We start from the raw sequence: 25,382 nt of genomic DNA, 5'->3' as shown, positions 1-25,382 counted from the left end.
GCGGCGCAGCGTTTATGCCGGCCGCCGCTTACGACCGCGGCTCGCCGACCCCAAGAATCTTAAGGGTGTGATGGTGGCCTGAGACATTGGTCGATGATTTCATCCTCGACGAGCGCAGGCCCGGCAACTTCGGTGCCGTCGGAGCGATGCGGCGCAAACTCTCCGACAATATCGCCAGGAACCGCCTCCATATCCTCGAAGATTATGCGCGGGCTTCGTTTGAGTTTAACAGGGCCAAGGAACAGAAAGAGGTTGCTGCTTCTTGTGCATACCGACTTTATCTTGACGACTCTGAAAGGCTTGCAAGCATGGAAGTACTTGATCCACCCACGTTGCTCCCCCTCATCGAGGAAGCGCTGGGAGCAGCGGCGGCCTTGCAGTAGTCTGCTCTTGATAACTTTGGCGCTGTCGACGGGGTGATCGTGTACATACAGCCGACGCGCGTTTGCGGTAGATGCCTCGGGCTAAGGGGGAGTTGTTACTGTTGCTAACTTCCCGGCCGCCCCGTCTTGCCCTTCGTGCGCCCCTTGCGCCGCTTCTCCTCGGCCGGGTCCTCATACGACCCGACGCCCGGCTTCGCCCGGATCAACGGCTTCTCCGGCACCTTCCCCGTCACCGGCTTTTCCGTCCGTCCAACGGTCATCTCGTCGAGCGTGTTCTTGCGGAACAGCGATTGCTCGCGAGCCGATTTGCCGGCAGGGACTGCCACGTCGCGGCCCATTTCGTCGAGGTCGGGCTTGCGGAAGAGGGGGCGTTCGGTGTCGGTGCCCGGGCCCATGTTGTCGAGTGAGGGTTTGGCGAAGTAGCTCCCGGATGCTTCGTCGGCGGTTGAAGGGGTGGTACCCCCCTCTGTCCTGCCGGACATCTCCCCCACAGGGGGGGAGATTGCGCTGGGGGCGCCCTTGCTGCCTCGCTTGCCAGCTTCCGCACTCCGCGCCTCTTCTCTCCTTTTCCCTGTCGCGCCTTCGGCGCTCCGGGCCTCTTCCCGTGCCATCGGATCGTCCAGCGCCGCAAGTTCCGCCGCCTTGAGGCGCTTGATCTCGTCGCGGAGGCGGGCGGCGGTTTCGAAGTCGAGGTCGGCGGCGGCGTCGCGCATCTGTTTTTCGAGCGCGTTGAGATGCGCCTGGAGATTGTTGCCGACGAGGTGGCCGCCGTCGGCGAAGCCCTTGCCGGAGATGCCGGAAATGTCGGCGCGGACGTGGTCGCGCTCGTAGACCGAATCGAGGATGTCGGAGATCTTCGCCTTCACCGATTCCGGCGTGATGCCATGTTCGAGGTTATAGGCCATCTGCTTTTCGCGGCGGCGGGCGGTCTCCTCCATCGCGCGGCTCATCGAGCCGGTGATGGTGTCGGCATAGAGGATGACCTTGCCGTCGACGTTACGGGCGGCGCGGCCGATCGTCTGGATGAGCGAGGTTTCCGAGCGCAGGAAACCCTCCTTGTCGGCGTCGAGGATGGCGACGAAGCCGCACTCGGGGATGTCCAGGCCCTCGCGCAGGAGGTTGATGCCGACCAGCACGTCGAAGGCGCCGAGGCGGAGGTCGCGGATGATCTCGATGCGCTCCAGCGTGTCGATGTCGGAGTGCATGTAGCGCACCCGCACGCCCTGTTCGTGCAGGTATTCGGTGAGGTCCTCCGCCATGCGCTTGGTGAGCACGGTAACGAGGGTGCGGTAGCCGGCGGCGGCGGTCTCGCGGATTTCCCCGAGCACGTCGTCGACCTGTGTCTTTGCCGAGCGCACTTCGACCGGCGGGTCGATCAGGCCGGTCGGGCGGATCACCTGTTCGGCGAAGACGCCGCCGGACTGTTCCATCTCCCAGCCGCCGGGGGTGGCCGAAACCGCGATCGTGTCTGGGCGCATCGCGTCCCATTCCTCGAAGCGCAGCGGCCGGTTGTCCATGCAGGAGGGCAGGCGGAAGCCGTATTCGGCGAGCGTCGCCTTGCGGCGGAAGTCGCCGCGATACATGCCGCCGATCTGCGGAATGGTGACGTGGCTCTCGTCGATGAAGATCAGCGCGTTATCAGGAATATATTCGAACAGCGTCGGTGGCGGCTCGCCCGGCTTGCGGCCGGTCAGGTAGCGCGAATAGTTCTCGATGCCCTGGCAGGAGCCGGTGGCTTCCAGCATTTCGACGTCGTAGCGGGTGCGCTGCTCCAGCCGCTGCGCCTCCAGCAGCCGGCCGGCGCGCTCCAGCTCGGCGAGGCGCTGCGTCAGCTCGTCCTTGATCGCCTTGATGGCGGCGTTCAGCGTTGGCCGCGGCGTCACATAGTGCGAGTTGGCGTAGATCTTCACCGATTTCAGGTCGCCGGTCTTCTGGCCGGTCAGCGGGTCGAACTCGGTGATCGCGTCGATCTCGTCGCCGAACATGGAGATGCGCCATGCGGCATCCTCCAGGTGGGCGGGGAAGATCTCGATCGTGTCGCCGCGCACGCGGAAGGAGCCGCGCTGAAAATCCATGTCGCGGCGCTTGTATTGCTGCGCCACCAGGTCGGCCAGCAATTGCCGCTGGTCCAGCCGGTCGCCGACACTCATCTGGAAGGTCATCGCCGTATAGGTCTCGACCGAGCCGATACCGTAGATGCAGGAGACCGAGGCGACGATGATCACGTCATCGCGCTCGAGCAGCGAGCGCGTCGCCGAGTGGCGCATGCGGTCGATCTGTTCGTTGATCGAGGATTCCTTCTCGATATAGGTGTCCGAGCGCGGCACATAGGCTTCCGGCTGGTAGTAGTCGTAGTAGGAGACGAAATACTCGACCGCGTTGTCGGGGAAGAAGTTCTTGAACTCGGAATAGAGCTGGGCGGCGAGCGTCTTGTTCGGCGCAAGGATGACGGCCGGGCGTTGCGTCGCCTCGATCACCTTGGCCATGGTGAAGGTCTTGCCCGAGCCGGTGACGCCGAGCAGCACCTGGTTGCGCTCGCCGGAGGTGAGGCCGTCGACGAGGTCGGCGATCGCCGTCGGCTGGTCGCCCGCGGGCTCGTAGTCCGATTGCATGCGGATGGCGATGCCGCCTTCGGACTTTTCCGGCCGGGCAGGGCGGTGCGGCGTCCAGAGCTTGCCGTCCTTGAACAGCGGGTTCCCGCTCTCGATCAGCTTGGAGAGCGCCTCGACGGTGGCGGTGACGCCGGAGCCTGCGGTCAGCTTGTCGGCATCCTCCAGCGCGACATCGAGGCCGGCCACCGGATTGAGCCCGGCGGCGGCGCGCGTCTTCGGGTCGGTCGAGCCGCCCATGGACGTGCCGCGGGCGGTCTTTCCGCTCACCGTTTTTCCGCTCACGCTGTCGGCGCGTTGCGCCTTCGCTCCGCGAGGGCCTCGCGTCAGCTCGGACGCCCGTTCGGGCTCGCGGCCTTCGGCCGATTCCTTCTTGGTAGCTGCCGCTTTGGACGCGGCAATTTCCACCTTTTTGCGATGCTTACCCGCCTTGGAGGCAACCTCGCGCCGGCTTTCGAAGGCGCTTGCTTCCGCCTCCGCCTCGAGCTGTTTCACCCAGTCGGAAACATTGCCGGACAGCGGCGTGCCGGAAAGCGGCGCCTGCGGGGCTTCTTCGAAACCGCTGGGTGCCGACGGCTTCTTTCGGGGATCTTTCGGGGAATTTGCCATGGCCGGAATATGGACAGAGTCAGGTCGAAAGAAAAGGGGGAGTGAGTACAAAAGGGAAACGAAGCAGGTGTTTTTCCGGTGGCTTCGGTGGCCGACGCATGCACGCGGCGATTGCGCCGCCACATGGGCTGTGCAAGATCGCTCGGGATCGGTTTCCGGAGGCAAGGGTGGAAGCAACGCAGCAAAACACGGCCAGAACTGCTTTCGACGAAATCGCCCTGGCGCCGAGCGGCGAGACCCTGGCGAATGTCCGCGCCGCGGTGGAAGAATACAATGCCGCGAGGCTGCTACACCAGGCGAGAGCCCACCGGCGGAAATGGGGGATGCTTGGTCTCTACGCGGTGGCTTGTGCGACGGCGTTCTTTTCGCTCGATGAGCAGATCGCGGAGCAATACTTTGGCTTGATCTGCGTAACGGTGGTGATCGGGGGATTTGGCGTTCTGGCTTGGGCGCAGCATCCGGTGAGAAGGGCACGGCAGGCCTTGCGCGATCGAATTCTGCCGCAGATCTTCGGGTTTGTGGGCGCCGTCGCGTATAGCCACGGTGCAAGGCCGCCGTTTTCACATGCCTTCGACAGCCTGAAGCTCGCGCTTTACGACAGCGATGATTACGGCGACATTATCACTGGCGTCTACGAGGGTACGAATTTTGCTGTTGCCGAGTTGAGCCTCCGCCACGGCAAGACGCCCGTTTTCCGTGGTGTCCTGTTGTGCGTGCATTTGAGCAAGGCCTTCCCCGGCCGGCTGATTGGAATCGAGCGTCCAAGCCTGCCGGAGCGTTTCGTCCGGGTTTTTACACTTGATCATTGGACCGTTGTTCCGAGCGGCAGCCCCGAGCGTGACGGCACGCATGAATTTCGCTCCGACAACCCGGCAGCGGCCAAAGCGGTGCTGCGCGGGTCCTTGCTGAAGGCGCTGCAGCACCTTTCCGAGACGTGGCCGGCCGGTACCGTCCGCTTGGGGCTCGCAAGCAACGATTGCTTCCTGCTCATTCCGACGAAACACGACTTCTTCGAATTGCCTGACATCGGAGAGGAGATCGACTGTGAGCAGCATGTACTGCGAATGATCCGCGAACTTCTCGTACTGCTCGCGACCGCGAAACTCGCAGGCCAGATCGGTTGGGAGGAGCTTTTACCCGGGGAGACCCTGGAAAGCGCGGATTGAACACGGTGAGCCGCTTGCGGTGGCGATCTCGATCGGCTCATCCTCGGGCAAATGATTCGCGCTCTCCCGAGGTTTTCATGCCATTCGCCATCAATCCCGCCTATGTCTGGCCGGTGCTGCTTCTGCTTGTCTCCAACGTCTTCATGACCTTTGCCTGGTATGGTCACCTGAAGTTCACGTCATCGCCGCTCTACATCGTCATCGTCGCAAGCTGGGGCATCGCCTTCTTCGAATACTGGCTGGCCGTTCCCGCCAATCGCATCGGCCATTCGGTCTATTCGGCGGCGCAGCTGAAGACGATGCAGGAGGTGATCACGCTCACCATCTTCGTCATCTTTTCGATTTTCTGGCTGAAGGAATCGATCGGCTGGAACCATGTCATCGGCTTCGCGCTGATCGCCGCCGGCGCCTCGTTCATCTTCAAGGGGTGAGGTCGGTTCGCAATGCCCCTCATCCGCCTGCCGGCACCTTCTCCCCGCAAGCGGGGAGAAGGGACAAGCGGCTCGCTCCAGATTCCCCTCTCCCCGCACGCGGGGAGAGGGCTAGGGTGAGGGGCAAGAGCGCCTACGTTGGCGAAAGCGCAGACGGCTATTGGATGGCTCGTCGCGAGGCGGAATTTCGGCGCCATCAGCTAAGCAGATCAAAAGCGCGATAGATCCAGATCAGTTGGTAGAGCAGGCCACCGACGAGGAAGATCGCATGAAACCGCCTGTTCGGCGTCCAGGCGGCGGCGACGCACAGGATGATGTAGGCCGCGTTGCGCAGCGGATATTCGAGGCCGTAGCTTTCGAAATGGGCTTTGCCCTTGAGAGCCGTATCGATGAGGTCGACCGCAAACGCGACCGCGAGGAAGCCGAAGAACCACACCCGCCGCGACAGGAAATACTCCTCGTAGCCGGCATATTCGTCCAGCGAGGTTGGAAAGAGCAGCACGCAGAGAAAGAAGTAGATGCAGGCGTAGAGAATGACAAAGAGGTAGACGCTGAAATCGATCACTGCGAGCGAGTGCAGGTAGTATTCCCACCACCAGAAATGCAGCAGGAATACGAACATGAACAGCACCCAGCCAAGGTGGATCCAGTAGACCTTGGTCTTGCCGGGGTGCTGGACGAAAAGTGCCACGCCGCTTAGGAGCCGCGCCAGACTGAGGCTGATGATCATGCCCATGACGATGCGAATATGGGAGAAGATCGCCGGATCTGGCGCGGGCGCATCCATCCGGTTGCCTATTCTTCCGGTACCGGTGTCGGCTTGCCGGTGGAATCGAGCGCCACCATCACGAAGATCGCGTCCGTGACCTTCTCCATGACATGGGAGAGGTAACGCTGTGCCCAGGCCTCCACCTTCAGCGTCATCGACGTGCGCCCGACCTTGACGATATCGGTATAGATGCACAGCGTGTCGCCGATCTTCACGGGCATGGCGAAAGCCATTTCCTTGACCGCCGCCGTAACCACGCGACCCCTGGCGCGTTCGGCGGCGCGGATGCCGCAGGAGAGGTCCATCTGGGCCATGACCCAGCCGCCGAAGATATCGCCGGCGGCATTGGCGTCGCCCGGCATGGCGAGTGTCCGCAAGGTAAGCTCGCCGTTCGGCTTGATCGCGTCGGTCATCAGCCTGTCTCCCTGTTGTCGAACAAGATCTATCGCATGGCCGGCGGGCAGGGAAAGAGCGCCGACCGACAAATCCGCGTGGAGTGAGGCCGTCGTGAAGTGTTCAACCGTTTTCAAGTCGTTAATTGAGCACCGCGAAAATTAGTGATTCTTTGTTAGGGGCTTTGCAAAGACCTGCTCCTATCCTGTCTCAAAGTGGAGGCTGGGGATGAGAAAATTTCGGATTTCGGCGCGTCTCTACGCGCTGGTTGGGTTCGCGCTGCTGACAATGGCGGCGGCGCTGACGTTTAGTCTCGTGCAGGCGCAGGACAGGCTGGTCGCGGAGCGCAAGGCCATGCTTGCCGCGATGAACGAGAACGCCATCACGGTGTTCGACGCCTATTTCAAGCAGGAGCAGGCCGGAACGCTTTCGCGCGAGGAGGCGCAGAAGCGGGCCCTCGAAGCCGTCAAGGCGATGCGCTATCAGGGGAGCGGCTATTTCTGGGTCAACGACATGCATCCGACCATGGTCATGCATCCGATCAAGCCGGAGCTTGACGGCGCGGACCTGACGGCCAACAAGGACCCCAACGGCAAGCATCTCTTCGTGGAATTCGTGAAGACGGTGCAGGCGCACGGTAAGGGCTTCGTCGACTACTACTGGCCGAAGCCGGGGGCCGAGGAGCCGGTGCTGAAATATTCCCATGTCGCCGGCTTCGAGCCCTGGGGCTGGGTGGTCGGCACGGGCGTCTATGCCGACGATCTCGCCGCGATGTTCCGCGAGCGCGCCTGGCAGATGGCCGGCATTCTCGCTGCAGCGGCGCTCGCGATCCTGATGGCGGCGCTGGCGATCGTGCGCAGCGTCGTGCGGCCGGTCGAGAAGCTGAAAGTCTCGATGCAGGCGATTGCCGACGAGGATCTTTCCTCCGATGTGCCGGAAACCGATCGCGGCGACGAAATCGGCCAGATGGCCAAGGTTCTGGTCGTGCTTCGCGATTCAGTGCGGGAGCGGCTCGAATTGCGCTCGCGCGAAGCGGAGCAGCAGGACAGGCTGAATGCGGAACGGAGCAGCAGCGAGGAACGTCAGCGTGCCACCGCCGAGGCGCAGGCGGATGCGATGGACACGATCGGCGCGGCGCTGGAGCGCCTGGCGAGCGGCGACCTGACAGCCGAAGTCGAGCATATCGCTCCGGAATACGCCAAGCTGCAGAAAGACTTCAACACCGCTGTCGCGGCGCTTCGCGATGTCATCGGCGCCATCTCGCAGTCGACCGAAATCGTCCACGGCAGCGCCGGGGATATTTCCGAGGCGGCCAACAATCTGTCCCGCCGCACCGAGCAGCAGGCGGCTGCCCTCGAAGAGACCGCGGCAGCGCTCGACGAGATCACCTCGACCGTTCGCCATGCCTCCGACCGTGCCCACGAGGCGCGCGACATGGTCAACGAGACGAAGGCGAGCGCGGCGAAATCCGGCGGCATCGTTCGCAATGCGATCGACGCCATGGGGCGGATCGAAGCATCCTCCAGCCGGATCAGCCAGATCATCGGCGTGATCGACGAAATCGCCTTCCAGACAAACCTGCTTGCGCTCAATGCCGGCGTCGAGGCGGCGCGGGCAGGCGAGGCGGGCCGCGGCTTCGCCGTCGTCGCCCAGGAGGTGCGCGAGCTTGCCCAGCGCTCGGCCGGGGCTGCCAAGGAGATCAAGGATCTCATCAGCGCCTCGGTCAAGGAAGTGGGTGCGGGGGTGGAACTGGTGCGCTCGACCGGCGATGCTCTGATGGAGATCGAAACACTGGTCAATCGCGTGAACGAGCAGGTCGCATCGATTGCGACGGCCTCGCGGGAGCAGGCGACGGGCCTTCAGGAGGTGAACACCGCCGTCAACAGCATGGACCAGATGACGCAGCAGAATGCCGCGATGGTCGAGGAAACCACGGCCGCAAGCCAGACGCTGGCGCAGGAGAGCCGCGAGCTCAAGGTGCTGCTCGAGAAGTTCTGCCTGCAGGAAAGACATCGTCAGGCGGTCTATGGCAGGGCGGCCTGAGAGATAAGAAGACTTCTTGCAAAAACTGGCCCGCGTTCCAACGCGGGCTTTTTTGCATGCGGTCGCCGTCCTATCGCCGGTTGTATGCGAAGGGGCGCAACTCGCGGCACTTGACGTTATAGTGCCGGCCGGGTCACATGCGGTGGCGGAGGGGATTGGCCGTGGCAGGTCGGTCGCTTGGGGCCCATTGATTCGATCCGGAGGGGATTACCTGTGTCGCTTCTCAAGCTTTTCATCGCTCGGCCGTCCGCTGTCATCCTGATGGCAATTGCCTTCCTTTCGGCCTGCACCGTCGTGGTGGAGGAACCGCGGCCCGGCCCGGGGCCAATCCGCCCGCCGGGTCCGCCAATGTGCACCATGGAATTCGCCCCCGTTTGCGGTGAGCGCGGCAACCGGCTCAGAACATTCCCGAATGCTTGCCAGGCGCGGGCTGACGGCTTCCGGGTGGTGCATCGCGGCGAGTGCCGCCCCGACAATCGTCCGCCGCAGCAAGCCTGCACACGCGAATTCGCACCCGTTTGCGGTCAGCGCGGGCCACGGACGCAGACGTTCCCGAACGCCTGCGTAGCGCGTGCGGAAGGATTCCGGGTGATTGCGCCGGGCGAATGCCGCGGTGGCGGCCGTCCTCCGGAGCAGCAGTTCTGCACGCGGGAATTCGCCCCGGTCTGCGGTCTGCGCGGCGGGCGCATGCGCACCTTCCCGAATGCCTGCGAGGCACGCGCCGACGGGTTCAGTGTCATCCATGGCGGAGAGTGCCGCTGACGTCCTGTAAGTATCGTTGATCTGGATTTCAGGCCCGCAGTCGAATGGGTGCGGGCCTTTTCACGTATCGGCTCGCGGCGGTTCGTTGCCCTGATATGGGAGGTTTCCGGAAAGGCTTCGTTTACCGTGTTTCCATAAAGTGCGAACGAGATCCGGCTTTTTAAGCCGTGCGCCAGCTTGACGACACAGGCGGCAGCGACGGTTACGGCTGGGGCGGCGCATCGACAACGCTTCGGCTTGTCGTGGATGAAGGCGGCAATGAGTATGGCGTATGTTTCTCTTCTCCATCGGCCGTTGACGGCGCTGGTGCTGGCCGCGTCCCTGGTCGCCTGCACGACCGACGTCCTCGCGCCTTCGGCCCGGGTCGACGGAGGCGCCCGCGTCAGCGCTATCGAGCCGGTGCGTGCCGATAGCCGCCCTCAGCAGGAAATGGCTTACCCGTCAGGTGAACCCGTCGCGGCGTCAACCGGGAGTGTCGTGCCTGCCGAGCCGAGCGCACAGATGGAGCGCGGGCTGCCGATGATCGATAGCGAGCCGATGCCGACGGAAGCGCAAACGGCAGGCGCCGGTCCGATGGCGATACCCGCCGAAGGCGTCAACATGGACGCGATGCTCGGGGTTCAGCCGGTCGTCGGACTTGCCGAGGAGCAGAGCAACGAGATTGCCGAGGGTAATGCCAGTCAGCCGGTGGTCGCCGGGATCGGGGAGGACAATATACGTCAACTCGGCGGATCCGCGGGGCCGGTGCCCGTATCCGAACCGAACGTCGATTACGACCCCGACCTGCCGCCGTTGACGCCGGGACGGATCCCGGCAGAGGAAGCGAAGCAGCCGCGTTACATGGAGCGGCAACGGGTCGTCCAGCCCGCGCAGGAACCGCAGCAGGTCGCCTTCCTGCCACGCGCGCGCAATCCGCTTTCCGCGCCGGAATACACCGGCGAAATGCCACGCGCGGAGATCGCCTGCCGCCAGCGCCTGAAAAAGCTCGGCGTCGTCTTCCGCGATGTCCCGCGCATCAGCAACGGGCCGTCCTGCGGCATCGATTATCCGATCGAGTTGAGTGGCCTTTCCGGCGGTATCGGTGTGAAACCGGCGGTGAAGCTCAACTGCCAGGTGACCGAAGCTTTCGCCAAATGGGTCAAATACGAACTCGCGCCGTCTTCGCGCTATCGCTACTGGTCCGGCGTCAAGACGATCAAGCCGCTCGGCGGCTACTCGTGCCGTACGATGAACTCCCGACGCGGCAATCCGATGTCCGAACATGCGCGCGGCAATGCCATCGATGTCGGCAAATTCATTCTGAAGAATGGCAAGGAGATCGACGTCCGCAGGAAGGGCTTCTTCGCCTTCCGCGAACGCGGCCTCCTGAAAGCCGTGCGCTCCGACAGCTGCAAATATTTCAACACCGTGCTTGGCCCCGGCAGCGACCCGTTCCACAAGGACCATTTCCACTTCGACCTCAGGACGCGCAAATCCGGCTATAGGCATTGCGACTAGAAAGCCGTGCGTTCAAGCGAGCGCATAAAGGCAGCTCCAGCGACGATTGCAGCTAAACAAAAAAGGCCGGCGGGGAAGCCGGCCAAACCCGGAGAATAGGGGGAGACTCCGGAGTGCAAATCACGGGAAGCGAGGGCTTCACGCCAGGTCAAAGTGATTGAAAAGCATCACCGTTTCATGACAGTGATAGGCAAGCAGTCCTGATCCGGATTGTTCTTTGCCGGATTCCAGCCAAATCGAGTTTCTTCATGCCGCCAGTTTCGGAATTGATGATGTTTGCACTGGCGCTGGCGGCGGCCGGCGTCGTCGCCGGCGTGCTCGCCGGCCTCTTCGGCATCGGTGGCGGGGCCATCCTCGTGCCGGTCTTCTATCAGGTCTTCGGCCTGCTCGGCATCGATGACGCGGTCAGGATGCATCTTTCCGTCGGCACGTCGCTCGCGATCATCGTTCCGACGTCGGTGCGTTCGTTTCTGGCGCATTATCGCCGCGGCGTGGTCGATCTGGACCTGTTGCGCAACTGGATCGTGGCAGTGCCGCTCGGCGCGATCCTCGCCTCGGTCATTGCGGCCCATGTCGGCAGCGAGACGCTGCGTCTGATCTTCGCGGTGATTGCGCTCGCCTTGGCCTTCCGGATGATCTTCAACCGGTCGAGTTGGCACATCGGCACGGATCTGCCGAAGAATCCGGTCAAATGGCTGGTCGGAGTCGCGATCGGCATTCTCTCCGGCCTCATGGGGATCGGCGGCGGCGTGCTCAACAACACCTTCATGACGCTGCACAACCGACCGATACACCAGGCGGTCGCCACGTCCGCCGGCGTCGGCGTGCTGATCTCCATCCCCGGCCTGTTCGGCTATGTCTGGGCCGGGTGGGGCGAGGCGGGCCTTCCGCCGCTTTCGACCGGCTTCATCAACTGGATCGCGGTGGCGCTGATCATCCCCATAACCTTGCTCGTCGCGCCGCTCGGGGTGCGGCTTGCCCATGCCATGGACAGACGACAGCTTGAGGCGGGATTCGGGATTTTCATGGTGCTCGTCGCCATCCGGTTCTTCTACAGCCTCTACGGCTGAGCGGAACGAAACGTCACGTCTTCAATGAGTTGTGCACTTGGCCACCGTCACGCCGCCGGTGGCGTTTTGTTTGCTCAGGTCCACAATATATAATGTACTTAATCATATATTATATGACTTTATGGAGGCGATCATGCCTGCAAACCTCATTGCAAAACCGGAGGTCAAAGGCTTCTACGAGTGCCGGACGGGAAGCATCCAATATGTTGTTTCCGATCCGGCGACGAAGCGCTGCGTGATCATCGACCCCGTGCTTGATTTCGACGAGAAATCGGGAGCGACGGCGACGGAGCAGGCGGAACTGATCCTCGACTACGTCACCGGCAACGATCTGACTGTCGATTGGATCCTGGACACCCATCCTCACGCGGACCATTTTTCCGCCGCAGCCTATTTGAAGGGAAAGACCGGCGCGCCGATCGCGATTGGCGCCGAGATCCGCCAGGTGCAATGTCTCTGGAAGAAAATCTACAATTGGCCGGAGTTGGCGGCGGACGGCTCGCAGTGGGATCATCTCTTCGCCGATGGCGAACGCTTTTCCGTCGGCTCCATCGAAGCCTATGTCATCCATTCGCCGGGGCACACGCTGGCGTCCGTGACCTATGTCATCGGCGACGCGGCCTTCGTGCACGATACGATCTTCATGCCGGACAGCGGCACTGCCCGGGCCGATTTTCCGGGCGGGGATGCGCGTCAGTTGTGGCGCTCGATCAATGCCATCCTTGCCCTGCCGGACGAGACCCGCGTCTTTACCGGCCATGACTACCGGCCGGATGGCCGCGAAGCACGCTGGGAAAGCACGGTCGGCGAAGAAAAGCGCTGCAATGCGCATGTGGTCGGCCTGACGGAGGACGACTTTGTTCAATTGCGCCAAGCGCGCGACAAATCGCTGCCGATGCCGAAGCTGATCCTGCATGCGTTGCAGGTCAATATTTGCGGCGGTCGACTACCGGAGCCGGAGTCGAACGGTGCGCGCTACCTGAAGTTTCCGCTGAATGCGCTGCTGGGCGCGGCGTGGAACTGACGGGAGAATGACGATGGGTACAGTGATGAAATTGCGAAACGTGCGCCCGGACATGAGCGTGCGGGCCGGTGAGGCGGCGGCGCTGCTGAAGACGCTCGCCAACCAGAACCGACTGATGATCGTCTGCGCGCTTGTCGAAGGAGAACACTCGGTCGGCCAGTTGGCGGAGATGCTTGGCATCCACCAGCCGACCTTGTCGCAGCAACTGACGGTGCTGCGCGAGGCCGGCATTGTGGCGACGCGGCGCGACGCCAAGCAGATCTTCTATCGTCTCGCCGAGGAAAAGGCCTCGCGGCTGGTGATGGCGCTTTACGAGATCTTCTGCCGCGAGGGCCGGAAGCGTTGACTGCTGACCATCGGAATGCGCTTGCAGGCGGCTGCCGATCGGCCTTTTCGCGGCAGTGCTGATGCGGGCGAACGCTCGCCGCGATATTCACGGATGGCGATGTCTGCGCCCTCACAGCGGCAAACATCCTGGCGCGTTGCGGCGCCAGGCGACGTAGCGGTTCGCTGACCCGCTTTGTCGAAAGTGCCGCCCGCGTCTGCGACAATCGCCGCGAAAGCGATCGGTTTACGGTGTGTCGCAGGGAATTTTGCCCTGCATGGGCTGCAATTCCTAGCGAATTGGCCCATATAGAGCGGCATCCTGCCACTCCTGCACCATTCCCGGATCCCTTCGCATGGCGCCCATCGTTTCCGTTTCCAATCTCTCGAAGACCTATGCATCGGGCTTCAAGGCGCTGAAGGGCGTCGATCTCGATATTGAGCAAGGTGAAATCCTTGCGTTGCTCGGGCCGAACGGCGCAGGCAAGACGACGATGATTTCGATCATCTGCGGCATCGTCAATCCAAGCGGAGGCGAGGTCACCGTCGGCGGCCACGACGTCGTGCGCGACTTTCGCCAGACGCGGGCAATGATCGGCCTTGTGCCGCAGGAACTTACCACCGACGCCTTCGAGACTGTGTGGAATACCGTCTCCTTCTCGCGCGGGCTGCACGGCAAGAAGCCGGATCCCGCCCACATCGAGAAGGTGTTGAAGGATCTGTCGCTCTGGGACAAGAAGGACAACATGTTGCGCGAGCTTTCGGGCGGCATGAAGCGGCGCGTGCTGATCGCGAAGGCGCTCTCGCATGAACCGCGGGTGCTCTTCCTGGACGAGCCGACGGCCGGCGTGGACGTCAACCTGCGCAAGAGCATGTGGGACGTCGTCAGGCGGCTTCGCGCTTCAGGCGTGACGATCATTCTGACCACGCATTACATCGAAGAGGCGGAAGAGATCGCCGACCGGATCGCTGTTATCAATGGCGGGGAAATACTGCTGGTCGAGGACAAGGCCGCGCTGATGACGAAACTCGGCCGCAAGCAGTTGCGCGTCGATCTCGCCCAACCGTTGGACCGCCTGCCAGATACGCTATCCTCCTACAACCTGACGCTTGAGGGCGACGGCAACTGTCTGATTTATGACTACGACACGAGCGCCGAGCGGACCGGTATCACCTCGCTGCTCGCCGCGCTTGCCGAAGCGGGAATCAGGCTTAAGGACATTTCCACGCGACAGAGTTCGCTGGAGGACATTTTCGTCGAGATCGTGGGGGCAGAGCGATGAACATCGAGGCAGTCAAGTCGATCTATTTCTTCGAAATGGCGCGTACTCGCCGCACCCTGCTGCAGAGCGTCGTGTCGCCGGTCATATCCACCTCGCTTTATTTCATCGTCTTCGGCGCGGCGATCGGCGCACGTATTCAGGAGATCGACGGCATCTCCTATGGCGCCTTCATCACCCCCGGTCTGATGATGCTGACGCTTCTGACGCAGTGCATCGGCAACGGTTCCTTCGGCATCTATTTCCCGAAGTTCACCGGCACGATTTATGAAGTGTTGTCGTCGCCGATCTCGATGGTGGAGATCGTGCTTGGCTATGTCGGTGCGGCGGCAACCAAGGGGCTGATGATCGGCACGATCATCCTGGCGACGGCCTCGCTCTTCGTCGATCTCTCGATTGCCCATCCCTTCGTCATGCTGTTCTTCTTCGTGCTGACGGCGGTGACGTTCAGCCTGTTCGGCTTCATCATCGGCATCTGGGCCAAGGATTTCGAACAGCTGAACCTGATCCCGATGCTGGTCGTGCCGCCGCTCGTCTTTCTCGGAGGCAGCTTCTATTCCATCGACATGCTGCCGCCGTTCTGGCGCGCGGTCAGCCATTTCAACCCGGTGCTCTATCTGATCAGCGGCTTCCGCTGGAGTTTCTTCGAGATTTCCGACGTCAATCCGATCGCGAGCGCCGTCATCATCCTCGTCTTCCTGACGCTCTGCATGGCGGTGCTGACCTGGATCTTCCGGACCGGCTACAAACTTCGTAACTGACGGTCGGACTAGAGCGCCGTGCGTTCAAGCGAACGCACAAAGGACGCTCTAGCACTTTGATTCTAGAGCATCTTATCCGCTTTCGTGATTCCACCCGAAAGCGGATAAGATGCTCTAGTCGCGCAGCCTGAGCTCGTCCGCGCGCATCTGGAGGAAGTCGAGGGTCGAAATGAAGCTCATGCCGAGAAGGCTGCGGTCGAGCCTTCCCTCCGCCGCGACCATTGCGCGGATATTCCGGCGCTCGATCGGGCCGATGGCGATGTCCGACAGGATAACCGGGGCGGCGAGCGCCCGGCCATTCGCCGTCATGACCGTCACGGTGTAGCTGAGGTTCGCCGGATCGAGACCGATCCTTTCGGCGTCCTCGTAGGTGAGCGCGACACTGCTCGCGCCGGTATCGACCAGCATGCTGACGTCGTGGCCGTTGATCCTCGCGTCGGCGGCGAATTGGCCGTCGAGACGGCGTTGCAGCACAACCTCCTGCTGCCCCTCGCTGTCGGTAATCACCATCGCCCGTCCGGGCATCAGGCCTGTCAGCAGCCTGTCGCCGACCGACCGCAGTTCGAAACGGTAGACATAGACGGAGACCAGCGCGAGGGCGATCAGGAACCAGATGAAGATCTGGCGCAAGCCTTCGCCCAGGCGTCCCCGGCTGCGCAGGATGCCGGCACTGAGCAGCGTGGCGAGGGCGCCGAGCGCAACGAGGCGCCCGAAATCATCATTGTTGATGCCGAAGGTTTGGCCGCTCTCGTGGTTGATGACCAGAAGCGCAAGGCCGATCGCGAGGATTGCCAGCAAAAGTATCAGACGATTCATGCGCCGCTTCGTTCCCGCGCCATGCGCGACCGGCGTGTCTCGCGCCGCGGCTTGCGCTCCACCGTATCGAGCCGCGCGGGCAGGGCCGCCATGATACTGTGCCGTTCCGCGTCGGTGTAGAGCGTCCAGGCACCGATCTCTTCACGCGTGCGGCCGCAGCCGAAACAGTAGCCGGTTCTGTCGTCGATCGAACAAACGAGAATACAGGGGGATTCCATGGTCCAGGGCTTACTCTGTTTTGTGCCGAAGTGGTTCGCTGCCAGTATCCCGTTTTCACTCGGACCTGCTGCATGTTTCCTTAAATCCTAGCCGATTTGAGGATAAAAACATGCAGCAATTCAAAGTGCTGTCCTTTGCGCGCCCAATCAAGACGCGGCGCTCCAAAACAATATTGGCGTTTCAGATCGCCAGCGCAAGGGCGCCGAGAATGGCGATCTCGGTCAACTGCTGGGTCGCGCCGATCGTATCGCCGGTATGGCCGCCGAGCTTGCGCGATGCAATCTTTCCAAAGGCCTTTACGGTGAGCGCGAAGGCGGCAAGCGCGAGCAGCACCGCGATGGTGGGAACGCCGGCCGCATAGAACAGGAGCAGCGAGAAAAGAACGGCGGACCCGAGCGCGACGGAAGTCGCCTGGGGATCGGGCGTACCGGCCGATGCGGCCACTCCGTCGCGACGCGCAGGCGGCAGGCGCGACCAGTGCCAGACCATGGCACCGCGGGTCAGGGCGCTCACGGCGAGGAGCGCGAGTCCCGCGTCGATCGGCCCGAGCAGCGGCAGGAAGGACGCGAGCGCCGATACTCGCAGGCCGACGGAAAGGATGAGCGCCAATGCGCCATAGGTCCCGACGCGGCTGTCCTTCATGATCTCGAGCGCGCTTTCGCGGTCGCGGCCGCCGCCAAAGCCATCGGCGGTGTCGCCGAGACCGTCCTCGTGCAAGGCTCCGGTGACGAGCGCCTGCACGGTAACGACGAGAAATGCAGTGAAGAGCGAACTCGCGTGAAGCGCCATCAGAGTTGCCGCAAGGACGGCTGCGGGCAGGGCGATCAGCATGCCGGCGAAGGGAAAGGCGCGCACGACACGTTCGAGCCGCCCGTCATGATCCACGAAATGGCGCTGCGGCATGGGGATGCGGCTGAGGAAGGCGACCGCCCTCGCCACGTCGTCCCAGAGATCGCCGATATATGTCATTGCCCCTCCTGCGACCCCTCTGCAGCGCCGCGCGGCTTACGCGCAAAGGACGCTGTAGTGCTTCGCTGCATGTTCTTATCCTTAAATCGACTAAGGAAACATGCAGCAGGCCGAATCGTCGCGCCTCGCCCGATCATGCTCCGGCGACAGCATCTGGCGCAAATGCCGTTGCCGGACGCGGTCCCAGGCTCTATGACGTGCGCCAACCGACGCTTCTTACCTGCAAGGATTCTCCATGAGTGCCAGCATGAGTGCCAGCGGCCTTCCGTTCGATGATTTCCGCGAATTGTTGCGCAACCTGCCGGGGCCGGATTCGGCGGCGCTCGTGGCCGCGCGCGAACGGGATGGGCAATTGACGAAGCCGCCGGGCGCGCTTGGGCGTCTCGAGGAAATCGCCTTCTGGCTCGCCGCCTGGACCGGCCGCGCGCCGGCAGTCACCCGGCCGCTGGTCGCGATCTTCGCCGGCAATCACGGTGTGACCCGCCAGGGTGTGACGCCCTTTCCACCGTCGGTGACGGCGCAGATGGTGGAAAATTTTGCCGCCGGCGGCGCGGCGATCAACCAGATCTGCATCAGCCATGATCTTGGCCTCAAGGTGTTCGATCTCGCGCTCGACTATCCGACCGGCGACATCACGGAGGAGGCTGCCCTTTCCGAGCGCGACTGCGCGGCGACCATGGCCTTCGGCATGGAAGCGATCGCCGGTGGAACCGATCTCCTCTGCATCGGCGAGATGGGGATCGGCAATACGACGATTGCGGCTGCGATCAACCTCGGCCTCTATGGCGGCACTGCGGAGGAGTGGGTCGGACCGGGAACGGGTTCGGAAGGCGAGGTGCTGAAGCGCAAGATCGCCGCGGTCGAGAAGGCCGTAGCGCTCCATCGCGACCACCTCTCCGATCCGCTCGAACTGATGCGCCGGCTCGGCGGACGCGAGATCGCGGCGATGGCCGGCGCGATTCTCGCCGCGCGCGTGCAGAAGGTTCCCGTGATCATCGACGGTTACGTCGCAACGGCGGCGGCGGCGATTCTCAAGGCCGCGAATCCATCGGCACTCGATCATTGCCTGATAGGCCATGTTTCCGGCGAGCCTGGACACATGCGCGCGATCGAGAAGCTCGGCAAGACGCCTCTGCTCGCACTCGGCATGCGGCTTGGCGAAGGTACGGGCGCCGCGCTTGCAGCGGGCATCGTGAAGGCGGCGGCCGCCTGCCACAGCGGCATGGCGACCTTCGCCCAGGCCGGCGTCAGCAATAAGGGGTGAGTGGTCCGCGGCGGCTCCTCGGCGGCAAGGCGGCAAATCGATTCCGAATTCGTGGAATCCTGCGGCAGCCTTGTTCTTGGCGCGACCACGTGCCACCGTTGCTGTCGATTGGCCGTCCGGCTCGGAAAGCTCCATCCTGGAGGGCTTGATGCGAGCGGGCCGCTCTCCTATCCAAAGGGCATGCGATCGGCGGTGGGCCTTGACCCGGGCCGCCTTGCATTCGCCTCAATCGCAATGTCGTAGCTGCCGCAGTTTTGAGCTGTCGAGATAAAATGGACGTCAACAACACCAACCCCCGTAACGCCAAGCCCGGACCTGTCGGCAAGCACACCGGTATCCGGCACCTCTTTGCTGCCGCCAGCTATTCTCTGGGCGGTGCGAAGCGGCTGATCGGGGAGGCGGCGTTCCGGCACGAGCTCATCGCCTTCGCGATTGCCATGGTCGCGTTCGCCGTCGCAGGCGCGACGCTGTTTCAATACGTCGCGATGGCGATTCTCTTCCTCCTGATGATGGCTTTCGAGGCCATCAACACGGCGATCGAGGAGATCGTCGATCGCGTCTCGCCGGAAATCTCGGAAATGGGCAAGAACGCCAAGGATCTCGGATCCTTCGCCTGTCTCTGTCTGATCCTGGCCAATGCGGCCTATGCCTTTTATGTGGTGTTCCTGGCCGGATTCATGAACTGAAGCAGGCGCAGAGTGCGTAACCGATCAGGCGAAGCTCTTGCGGCGCCGCGCAGGGGCGGGGACATCCTCGACTGGCGGGAGGCTCTCGAGCACGCGACGCGGCGGCAGGATGGCGATCGCTTCCGTTCCTTCACGGAGCTTCGAACGCAGGATGAACTGGCCGTTGTGCTTGGCGAGGATCGCCTGAACGATCGGCAGGCCGAGGCCGGTGCCCTGTTCGGCGCTCTTGATCGCGATCGAGCCCTGACCGAAGGCGGAAAGCACGATCGGGATTTCCTCTTCCGGGATGCCCGGACCGTTGTCCTTGATCGAGAGATATTGTCCGCCGCCGGCGGTCCAGCCCACCTTGACGGTGACCTCGCCGCCCGACGGAGTAAACTTGACCGCGTTCGAAAGCAGGTTAAGCGTCACCTGGCGTATTGCTTTCTCGTCGATCCACACGGCAGGCATGCCCAGCTCGAATTGCTCACCGATCGTGATGTTCTTCGACCGGGCGCGGAGCTGCACCATGCCGATGCAATCCTCGGCGATGTCGACGAGATTTACCGCCTCCTCGTTGAGGTCGTATTTGCCGGCCTCGATCCGCGAGAGGTCGAGGATCTCATTGATGAGATTGAGCAGGTGCTCGCCGGAACGGTGGATGTCGGACGTATATTCCTTATAGGTCGGGTTGCTGAGCGGCCCGAGCACTTCGGTCGACATGACCTCGGAAAAGCCGAGAATTGCATTCAGCGGCGTGCGCAGCTCATGCGACATCGAGGCGAGGAAACGGGATTTTGCGAGGTTGGCTTCCTCGGCGCGCCGACGGGCTTCGTCCGACATGGATTTCGCCACTTCCAGTTCCGCGATGAGGTCGTCCTTTTCCGATTGCATGGAAAGAATATGAACGTTGGCGCGGTTCATCCGGCCGGTCATGAAGACGAGGAACACGAGCGAAAGCGAGAGGATGCCGGTGAGACCAATGTCGACGGGGTTGCCGTCCGTTACCGACGAGAAGGCGAGCGCGCCGACAACTGGCAGGAACGTGTAGAGCAGGGCGTTGCGCAACAGGAAGGTGCCCATGGCGGTCGCCGCGAGCGCAACCAGCAGGGTGGTGCCTTCGAAGAAGCCGAAGCGGATATCGCCGCAGGAGGCGCAGTCCTGGATGGCGAAAATCGCCCAGCAAAGCCCCATCAGCACCTGGCCGATCAGGAAACGCCGGCGCCAGACGACAACCTTGTCGGGGCCGATATCCTCCCGCTTCGCCTTCCGCGCAAGGAATACCATTACCGCATGGGCCGACAGCGCCATCAGGGCCCAGGCGAGGATGCCCAAGTCGCCGGTAAGATAGACGCCGGTGGCCGCAATCAGCGCAACAAGCAAGGGCAGGGCGATCGCGCCATGCAGGACGGAGTCGATGTGGAGGAGAAGCATTTCCCGCTCGAAGCCGGACGGAGCGGACGAGCCGGTTTGCAGCCGCGCGCGCGTCGCCCGGACGGTCTTCGAAACGGCCTTGTTTCGATGACTGCGCGACTTGTCGACAATGATCTTATCTGTCGATGTGCTGACGACGATACTCATGCTCTTGATCGAGGGATTGTGTCCAGCTTGCAGTCTAGGATGCAATCCTTAAGAAGTTGCTGCCCGGCATGAAGGAATTGAAAACCATTGTGGCGCGATTGCGTTTTTCGGGAGGCGGAACGAAGTTGGCGGTGTCGAGTTTCGAGGTGCGTGCGTGAGACCAGGGAACCGGAAGTTCCGGATCATCAACGGCACGGGAGCAAAGCCCCCCGCGCCGGGACGGGGGTTCGGATTTGGCCGGCCAGCGGGTGCCTTGCCGAGAAAACGCGCCGATGGGCGAGGCGGAATGATCGGTGGTTGGATGTTCCTCCTTCTGCTCAGCATCGGCGCCTATTTCGCTGCAAAGCTACCGCCGCCGGAACAGACGGTGACCGGCGAGCTGCAGGGCGCAGCTTCGGCAAGCGACGGCGACAGCCTGAGGCTCGACGGACGGCGCGTGCGGCTTGAAGGCATCGACGCGCCCGAAATCGGCCAGACCTGCCGGCGCGGTGACGTCACATGGGACTGCGGCGCCGAAGCGCGTCAGCGCCTGAGGGCGCTCACCAGCGGTCTTGCGACCGTCTGCCGCCTGCATGGCCGCGACCGCTATGGCCGCGATCTCGGCGTCTGCGAGGCGGGGCAGCGCGATCTCGGCCGCGAGATGGTTCTCTCCGGCTACGCGGTCAGCTATGGCCGCTACCAGCACGAGGAAGAGGTGGCACGAGAGGGCCGCGTCGGTCTCTGGGCCGGTGATTTCGTTCGGCCGCAGGCGTGGCGCCGGTCGCATGGCGGCGCGGAGGAGACGCCGCATGAAGCGAGCGACCGGCTGGAACTCGCTTTTCAATGGCTCGAGGAGCAGGCCCGGGCGATTTTCAGGAGGATCGTCGATGGCGGATAGTGGCGCGCGTCACCTCGAGGAACTGCGCGCAGCGATTGCCGCATGCCGCATCTGTCGCGACAATCCGGCGCGTGGTGACGAACATCGGCTGCCGCACGACCCGCGGCCAGTGGCGGTCATTTCGGATTCGGCGCGGATATTGATCGCGGGCCAGGCACCGGGACTGCGGGTGCATGAGAGCGGTCTGCCCTTCAACGATGCTTCGGGCGATCGGTTGCGGCAGTGGCTCGCCGTCGACCGACCGACATTCTACGACCCGAAGAAATTCGCGATCGTCCCTGTGGGATTCTGCTTCCCGGGATATGACCGACACGGCAGCGATCTCCCGCCGCGGCGCGAATGTGCACCGCTCTGGCGGCAACGGGTGATGGACGCCATGCCGCAGATCGAGCTGGTGCTGGCGATCGGCCATTATGCGCAGCGCTGGCATCTCGGACCGGATTGTCCAGCCTCGATGACCGAGACGGTGCAAAACTGGCAGCGATATGTCATGCGCAACAGCGGCCCGGCCGTCTTGCCACTGCCGCATCCGAGCTGGCGCAACACCGGCTGGCTGCGGAGAAATTCCTGGTTCGAGACGGACCTGCTGCCGTTTCTGCGTGCCCGCGTCGCTCTGTTGATTGCCTGAAACAATTTTCTTTATTTTCACGAAATCCACGTTATGAAGGGAAAAATATTCGAGAGGACCTTTCATGGATCGCCTAGACCGCAAGATCCTGCGCCTTCTGCAGGAAGACTCGACTCTGGCCGTTGCCGACCTCGCCAAGAAGGTCGGACTTTCGACCACGCCTTGCTGGCGGCGTATCCAGAAAATGGAAGAGGATGGTGTCATCCGCGGCCGGGTCGCTCTGCTCGATCCGGTGAAGATCAACACCAAGGTGACGGTGTTCGTTTCGATCCGCACCAATTCACATTCGATGGAATGGCTGCGCCGTTTCTCCGAAGTGGTCGCCGATTTTCCGGAAGTGGTCGAATTCTATCGCATGAGCGGCGACGTGGATTACCTGCTTCGCGTCGTCGTCCCGGACATTGCCGCCTATGACGCGTTCTACAAGCGACTGATCGCCAAGATCGAGATCCGTGACGTGTCCTCGGCCTTCGCCATGGAGCAGATCAAGTACACGACCGAACTGCCGCTCGATTACATGGTGATCGACCAGGCAAAGTCGAGCGAGGAATAGACCGCCCGCCTCAGGCCGGAATGCCGAGCCGGGCACGCACGCGATCGCTTTGAAGTTCGCGCACGGCGTCCTTCCCGACCCACCTTGCCGCACGACGGTCGCTTGCGGCGAGCTTTTCCGCCAGCGCGACCGCCGGTCCATGGCAGGCGGCGTTTCGTTTGCCGATCTGCCGTAGCGCCCAATTGACCGCCTTCTTCACGAAATTGCGTTCGTCGCCGGCATGCGCCTCGATTAGCGGCAGCCAGGCAACAAGCGCTGCATCCGGCTCCTGCTTCAGGTGAACCGCCGCGGTCGCGATCATTGCGAAAGCGATGCGGCGGACGAATTCCCGCTCGTCGGCGGCGAATTCCGGAACGAGCGTCTGCTCGAGACGGGCGGCGACAAAGAGGTCGGCGACGGTATCGGCAAGCTCCCAGGAGTTGCAGTCAGCCGCCCAGTCCCGCGCCTCTTGCAAGGCGAGCGCATTCGGGTCGGCCGTGAAGACCGCGAGGAGACGCGCTTCGCGGATGTCCGATTGCCAAAACTCCATTGTCCGGCCGTGGTCGACCTTCACTTGCCGGGCGATGCGATGCAGCTCGACATTGGAGAGGCCGAGCGCGGTTTGCGTGGCGATGCCGAACCGCGCCATGCCGGCCACGTTTTCCCTCGAGCCGAGCGCCCGCATGTATTCAATGATTTCGCCAGCTGTCGACGCGGGCGAAATCGTCATTTTTCGAGACGGGCCAGCAAGGACGAGGTATCCCAGCGATTGCCGCCGAGCGCCTGAATGTCGGCGTAGAACTGATCGACGAGCGCGGTCACCGGGAGCTTGGCACCGTTGCGGCGCGCTTCGGCCAGCACGATGTCGAGATCCTTGCGCATCCAGTCGACGGCGAAGCCGAAATCGTATTTGCCGGCATTCATCGTCTTGTGGCGGTTCTCCATCTGCCAGGACCCCGCGGCGCCCTTGGATATGACGTCGATGACCTTCTCGATATCGAGGCCCGCCTTCTTGCCGAAGTGGATGCCTTCGGCGAGCCCCTGCACGAGGCCGGCAATGCAGATCTGGTTGATCATTTTGGTGAGCTGGCCGGCGCCGACCGGGCCCATCAGGCCGACCATGCGGGCATAGACCGCTATCACGGGCTTGGCTCTGTCGAAGGCGTCTTCGTCGCCACCGCACATCACGGTCAGGACGCCGTTTTCGGCACCAGCCTGTCCGCCGGAAACCGGCGCGTCGATAAAATGCGCATTCTTCGCGCGGGCCGCCGCATAGAGCTCGCGGGCGACCTCGGCGGAAGCCGTGGTATTGTCGATGAAGACAGCGCCCGGCTTGATTGTTTCGAAGGCGCCGTCCTTACCGATGGTAACGGAGCGAAGATCATCGTCGTTGCCGACGCAGGAGAACACGAAATCCTGGCCGTCCGCCGCATCCGCCGGCGTCGCAGCCGTGTGGCCACCGAACTCGGTCGCCCACTTTTGCGCTTTCTCTGCGGTGCGGTTGTAGACGGTCAGTTCGTGCCCGCCTCGGACCTTGAGGTGACCGGCCATGGGGTAACCCATGACGCCGAGACCGATGAATGCGACTTTGGCCATTTCCTGCAGACTCCCATTTGCTTCGGAGCAGGTGTAACCGATGGCCGGCGTGCATAAAAGAGCCGGGATGCGTTCGCTGTCGCATCCGCTGGTTTCACGCCCCTCGTCTCAGGGCTTGAAGCGGGCGACCACCAACTGCCCGGCGATCGGCTCGCCTTCCTCCATGCGCACCGTGATATCACCGATCTCGATGATTTCGAACCCGGTCGCCGTCAGGCGATCGCGCAGGTAGGCTTCCGAATGGGCGAAGCGCTGATGCGGACCAACCTTGTAGTCGCGGCCGGCGAACGCTTCCGCGGGAAGCGTTTCGCTGGAGAAGATCAGCAGGCCGCCCGGAACGAGATTGTCGACGGCACCGAAGAACAGCGCTTCGAGCGCACCCATATAGGGCAGTACGTCGGTGGCGACGATCAGGTCGAAGGGGGCTTCGTCGTTATCGTCCAGGAAATCGACCGCTTCGGCGACGTAGAGCGTCTCGTAGAGATCCTTTTCGTGGGCGATCTCGACCATGTTTTCGGAGAGGTCAATGCCGGTGACGTCTTCCGCCATGTCGCGCAGCGCGCCGCCGGTCAGGCCCGTGCCGCAGCCGAGATCGAGAACGCGCTGGAAGGGTCCGAGTTTCAGAGCCTGCAGGCGCTGGCGAACGAGCAGCGGCACGCAATAATCGAGCTGATCGACGAGGACGTTCTCGAAGACATCGGCATGTTGGTCGAAGAGCGTCGCGACATAGGCGTCGGGTGCCTTCAACGGCGTTTCGCCGCGGCCAATCGATGCGAGGCGAACGGCAGCGCCGCCGTGATCCTCCGGGTCGAGTTCCAGGACTTCCGCGTAAGCCGCTGCGGCCGCGTCGAGGTTGCCGGACTTCTCCAGCGTCAGCGCGCGATTGTACGCCTCCGCCAGGGCTTCCTCGTCGATTTTCTTGCTCTGTTGCGTCATGGGCGCTTCTTACGACCGTCCACAGGCTTTGGCAATCCGCCTTTCGCCGTGCGCTCCCGAGAGGACGACTCATTCATCGAATGGCGTGCCCGAAACAAAAAACGATATTTAGCGTTCGGTAAAAAATGACAATGCTCAAGCTCGACGGGATTTATCCCCGGCTGGAAAGGAGTCATCA

The 25,382-nt window shown here is 62.8% G+C and carries 25 protein-coding genes and 1 pseudogene; 16 read left to right on the top strand and 10 right to left on the bottom strand.

All coding sequences use genetic code 11. The annotated features are described in order from the left end of the window. Positions 1 to 34 precede the first annotated feature (34 nt). Positions 35 to 200, top strand: a pseudogene (locus QN224_RS15200) (molecular chaperone DnaJ); the annotation flags it as partial. A gap of 287 nt (positions 201 to 487) precedes the next feature. On the opposite strand, the gene uvrB reads toward QN224_RS15200, so the two are convergent. Continuing rightward, on the bottom strand, positions 488 to 3,601 hold the full coding sequence (gene uvrB, locus QN224_RS15195; RefSeq protein WP_283977365.1) for an excinuclease ABC subunit UvrB: 3,114 nt from the start codon (positions 3,599 to 3,601) through the stop codon (positions 488 to 490). A gap of 167 nt (positions 3,602 to 3,768) precedes the next feature. On the opposite strand from uvrB, the gene QN224_RS15190 reads away from it, so the two are divergent. Both QN224_RS15190 and QN224_RS15185 read left to right on the top strand, forming a co-directional pair. Further along, positions 3,769 to 4,767 (top strand): hypothetical protein, encoded by a 999-nt coding sequence (locus QN224_RS15190; protein ID WP_283977364.1) that lies wholly within the window; start codon positions 3,769 to 3,771, stop codon positions 4,765 to 4,767. A 77-nt stretch (positions 4,768 to 4,844) separates the two neighbouring features. Then, a complete protein-coding gene (locus tag QN224_RS15185; protein ID WP_173513147.1) occupies positions 4,845 to 5,198 on the top strand; it encodes a DMT family protein in 354 nt (117 codons plus the stop codon). 196 nt (positions 5,199 to 5,394) lie between these two features. Here QN224_RS15185 and QN224_RS15180 read toward each other — a convergent pair whose 3' ends face one another. After that, the gene (locus QN224_RS15180; protein ID WP_283977363.1) at positions 5,395 to 5,985 is read right to left on the bottom strand and encodes a hypothetical protein; all 591 of its coding nucleotides are present in this window, start codon (positions 5,983 to 5,985) and stop codon (positions 5,395 to 5,397) included. Positions 5,986 to 5,993: 8 nt separating this feature from the next. Further along, positions 5,994 to 6,380, bottom strand: coding sequence for an acyl-CoA thioesterase (locus tag QN224_RS15175; RefSeq protein ID WP_173513149.1), 387 nt, complete (start codon positions 6,378 to 6,380; stop codon positions 5,994 to 5,996). Between the two features lie 208 nt (positions 6,381 to 6,588). On the opposite strand from QN224_RS15175, the gene QN224_RS15170 reads away from it, so the two are divergent. The 8 genes from QN224_RS15170 (at position 6,589) to QN224_RS15135 (ending at position 15,121) form a co-directional block, all read left to right on the top strand. Beyond that, positions 6,589 to 8,403, top strand: coding sequence for a methyl-accepting chemotaxis protein (locus QN224_RS15170; protein WP_283977362.1), 1,815 nt, complete (start codon positions 6,589 to 6,591; stop codon positions 8,401 to 8,403). A 261-nt stretch (positions 8,404 to 8,664) separates the two neighbouring features. Beyond that, complete coding sequence (locus QN224_RS15165; protein ID WP_283977489.1) at positions 8,665 to 9,165, top strand: Kazal-type serine protease inhibitor domain-containing protein; 501 nt, start codon at positions 8,665 to 8,667, stop codon at positions 9,163 to 9,165. Positions 9,166 to 9,429: 264 nt separating this feature from the next. Next, a complete protein-coding gene (locus QN224_RS15160; protein ID WP_283977488.1) occupies positions 9,430 to 10,662 on the top strand; it encodes an extensin family protein in 1,233 nt (410 codons plus the stop codon). A 248-nt stretch (positions 10,663 to 10,910) separates the two neighbouring features. Beyond that, a complete protein-coding gene (locus QN224_RS15155) occupies positions 10,911 to 11,732 on the top strand; it encodes a sulfite exporter TauE/SafE family protein (RefSeq protein WP_173513151.1) in 822 nt (273 codons plus the stop codon). Positions 11,733 to 11,865: 133 nt separating this feature from the next. Beyond that, a complete protein-coding gene (locus tag QN224_RS15150) occupies positions 11,866 to 12,756 on the top strand; it encodes an MBL fold metallo-hydrolase (protein ID WP_283977361.1) in 891 nt (296 codons plus the stop codon). 13 nt (positions 12,757 to 12,769) lie between these two features. Further along, positions 12,770 to 13,102, top strand: a complete 333-nt coding sequence (gene bigR, locus QN224_RS15145; protein ID WP_283977360.1) for a sulfite-sensing transcriptional repressor BigR — start codon at positions 12,770 to 12,772, stop codon at positions 13,100 to 13,102. Positions 13,103 to 13,436: 334 nt separating this feature from the next. Then, positions 13,437 to 14,363, top strand: coding sequence for an ABC transporter ATP-binding protein (locus tag QN224_RS15140; protein WP_269283242.1), 927 nt, complete (start codon positions 13,437 to 13,439; stop codon positions 14,361 to 14,363). After that, positions 14,360 to 15,121: an ABC transporter permease gene (locus QN224_RS15135; protein ID WP_283977359.1), complete on the top strand. Its 762-nt coding sequence runs from the start codon at positions 14,360 to 14,362 to the stop codon at positions 15,119 to 15,121. The genes QN224_RS15140 and QN224_RS15135 overlap by 4 nt, the downstream gene beginning before the upstream one ends. Positions 15,122 to 15,235: 114 nt before the next feature. Here the strand turns inward: QN224_RS15135 and QN224_RS15130 are convergent, their stop codons facing one another. The 3 genes from QN224_RS15130 to QN224_RS15120 form a co-directional block, all read right to left on the bottom strand. After that, positions 15,236 to 15,937 (bottom strand): TIGR02281 family clan AA aspartic protease, encoded by a 702-nt coding sequence (locus QN224_RS15130; protein ID WP_283977358.1) that lies wholly within the window; start codon positions 15,935 to 15,937, stop codon positions 15,236 to 15,238. Continuing rightward, the gene (locus tag QN224_RS15125) at positions 15,934 to 16,155 is read right to left on the bottom strand and encodes a DUF1289 domain-containing protein (RefSeq protein WP_283977357.1); all 222 of its coding nucleotides are present in this window, start codon (positions 16,153 to 16,155) and stop codon (positions 15,934 to 15,936) included. Before QN224_RS15125 ends, QN224_RS15130 begins: the two co-directional genes overlap by 4 nt. A 181-nt stretch (positions 16,156 to 16,336) precedes the next feature. Beyond that, positions 16,337 to 17,125, bottom strand: a complete 789-nt coding sequence (locus QN224_RS15120; RefSeq protein WP_283977356.1) for an adenosylcobinamide-GDP ribazoletransferase — start codon at positions 17,123 to 17,125, stop codon at positions 16,337 to 16,339. A gap of 247 nt (positions 17,126 to 17,372) precedes the next feature. On the opposite strand from QN224_RS15120, the gene cobT reads away from it, so the two are divergent. Together cobT and QN224_RS15110 are read left to right on the top strand one after the other, a co-directional pair. After that, entirely contained in the window at positions 17,373 to 18,389 is a 1,017-nt protein-coding gene (gene cobT, locus QN224_RS15115) for a nicotinate-nucleotide--dimethylbenzimidazole phosphoribosyltransferase (protein ID WP_283977487.1), read from the top strand. A gap of 272 nt (positions 18,390 to 18,661) precedes the next feature. Beyond that, the gene (locus QN224_RS15110; RefSeq protein ID WP_283977355.1) at positions 18,662 to 19,075 is read left to right on the top strand and encodes a diacylglycerol kinase; all 414 of its coding nucleotides are present in this window, start codon (positions 18,662 to 18,664) and stop codon (positions 19,073 to 19,075) included. Positions 19,076 to 19,099: 24 nt separating this feature from the next. Here QN224_RS15110 and QN224_RS15105 read toward each other — a convergent pair whose 3' ends face one another. Continuing rightward, entirely contained in the window at positions 19,100 to 20,635 is a 1,536-nt protein-coding gene (locus tag QN224_RS15105; RefSeq protein ID WP_283977354.1) for a HAMP domain-containing sensor histidine kinase, read from the bottom strand. A gap of 154 nt (positions 20,636 to 20,789) precedes the next feature. On the opposite strand from QN224_RS15105, the gene QN224_RS15100 reads away from it, so the two are divergent. The 3 genes from QN224_RS15100 to QN224_RS15090 all read left to right on the top strand — a co-directional run bounded on the left by QN224_RS15100 (position 20,790) and on the right by QN224_RS15090 (position 22,693). Further along, positions 20,790 to 21,512 (top strand): thermonuclease family protein, encoded by a 723-nt coding sequence (locus QN224_RS15100; RefSeq protein ID WP_283977353.1) that lies wholly within the window; start codon positions 20,790 to 20,792, stop codon positions 21,510 to 21,512. Next, positions 21,502 to 22,140: a uracil-DNA glycosylase family protein gene (locus tag QN224_RS15095; RefSeq protein ID WP_283977352.1), complete on the top strand. Its 639-nt coding sequence runs from the start codon at positions 21,502 to 21,504 to the stop codon at positions 22,138 to 22,140. Before QN224_RS15100 ends, QN224_RS15095 begins: the two co-directional genes overlap by 11 nt. 64 nt (positions 22,141 to 22,204) lie before the next feature. After that, complete coding sequence (locus tag QN224_RS15090; RefSeq protein WP_173513165.1) at positions 22,205 to 22,693, top strand: Lrp/AsnC family transcriptional regulator; 489 nt, start codon at positions 22,205 to 22,207, stop codon at positions 22,691 to 22,693. Positions 22,694 to 22,703: 10 nt separating this feature from the next. On the opposite strand, the gene QN224_RS15085 is transcribed toward QN224_RS15090, so the two are convergent. From QN224_RS15085 to QN224_RS15075, 3 genes are all read right to left on the bottom strand, one after another. Further along, on the bottom strand, positions 22,704 to 23,402 hold the full coding sequence (locus QN224_RS15085) for a DNA alkylation repair protein (RefSeq protein ID WP_283977351.1): 699 nt from the start codon (positions 23,400 to 23,402) through the stop codon (positions 22,704 to 22,706). Next, positions 23,399 to 24,268, bottom strand: coding sequence for an NAD(P)-dependent oxidoreductase (locus tag QN224_RS15080; RefSeq protein WP_283977350.1), 870 nt, complete (start codon positions 24,266 to 24,268; stop codon positions 23,399 to 23,401). Before QN224_RS15080 ends, QN224_RS15085 begins: the two co-directional genes overlap by 4 nt. Before the next feature lie 108 nt (positions 24,269 to 24,376). After that, positions 24,377 to 25,204 (bottom strand): methyltransferase, encoded by an 828-nt coding sequence (locus QN224_RS15075; protein WP_283977349.1) that lies wholly within the window; start codon positions 25,202 to 25,204, stop codon positions 24,377 to 24,379. Positions 25,205 to 25,382: the final 178 nt, after the last annotated feature.

This window comes from Sinorhizobium sp. 7-81, from assembly GCF_030124405.1.
Taxonomy (GTDB): Bacteria; Pseudomonadota; Alphaproteobacteria; order Rhizobiales; family Rhizobiaceae; genus Sinorhizobium; species Sinorhizobium psoraleae.
The sequence above is the reverse complement of the archived record's forward strand: the minus strand, read 5'-3'. Positions and strand labels throughout refer to the sequence as shown.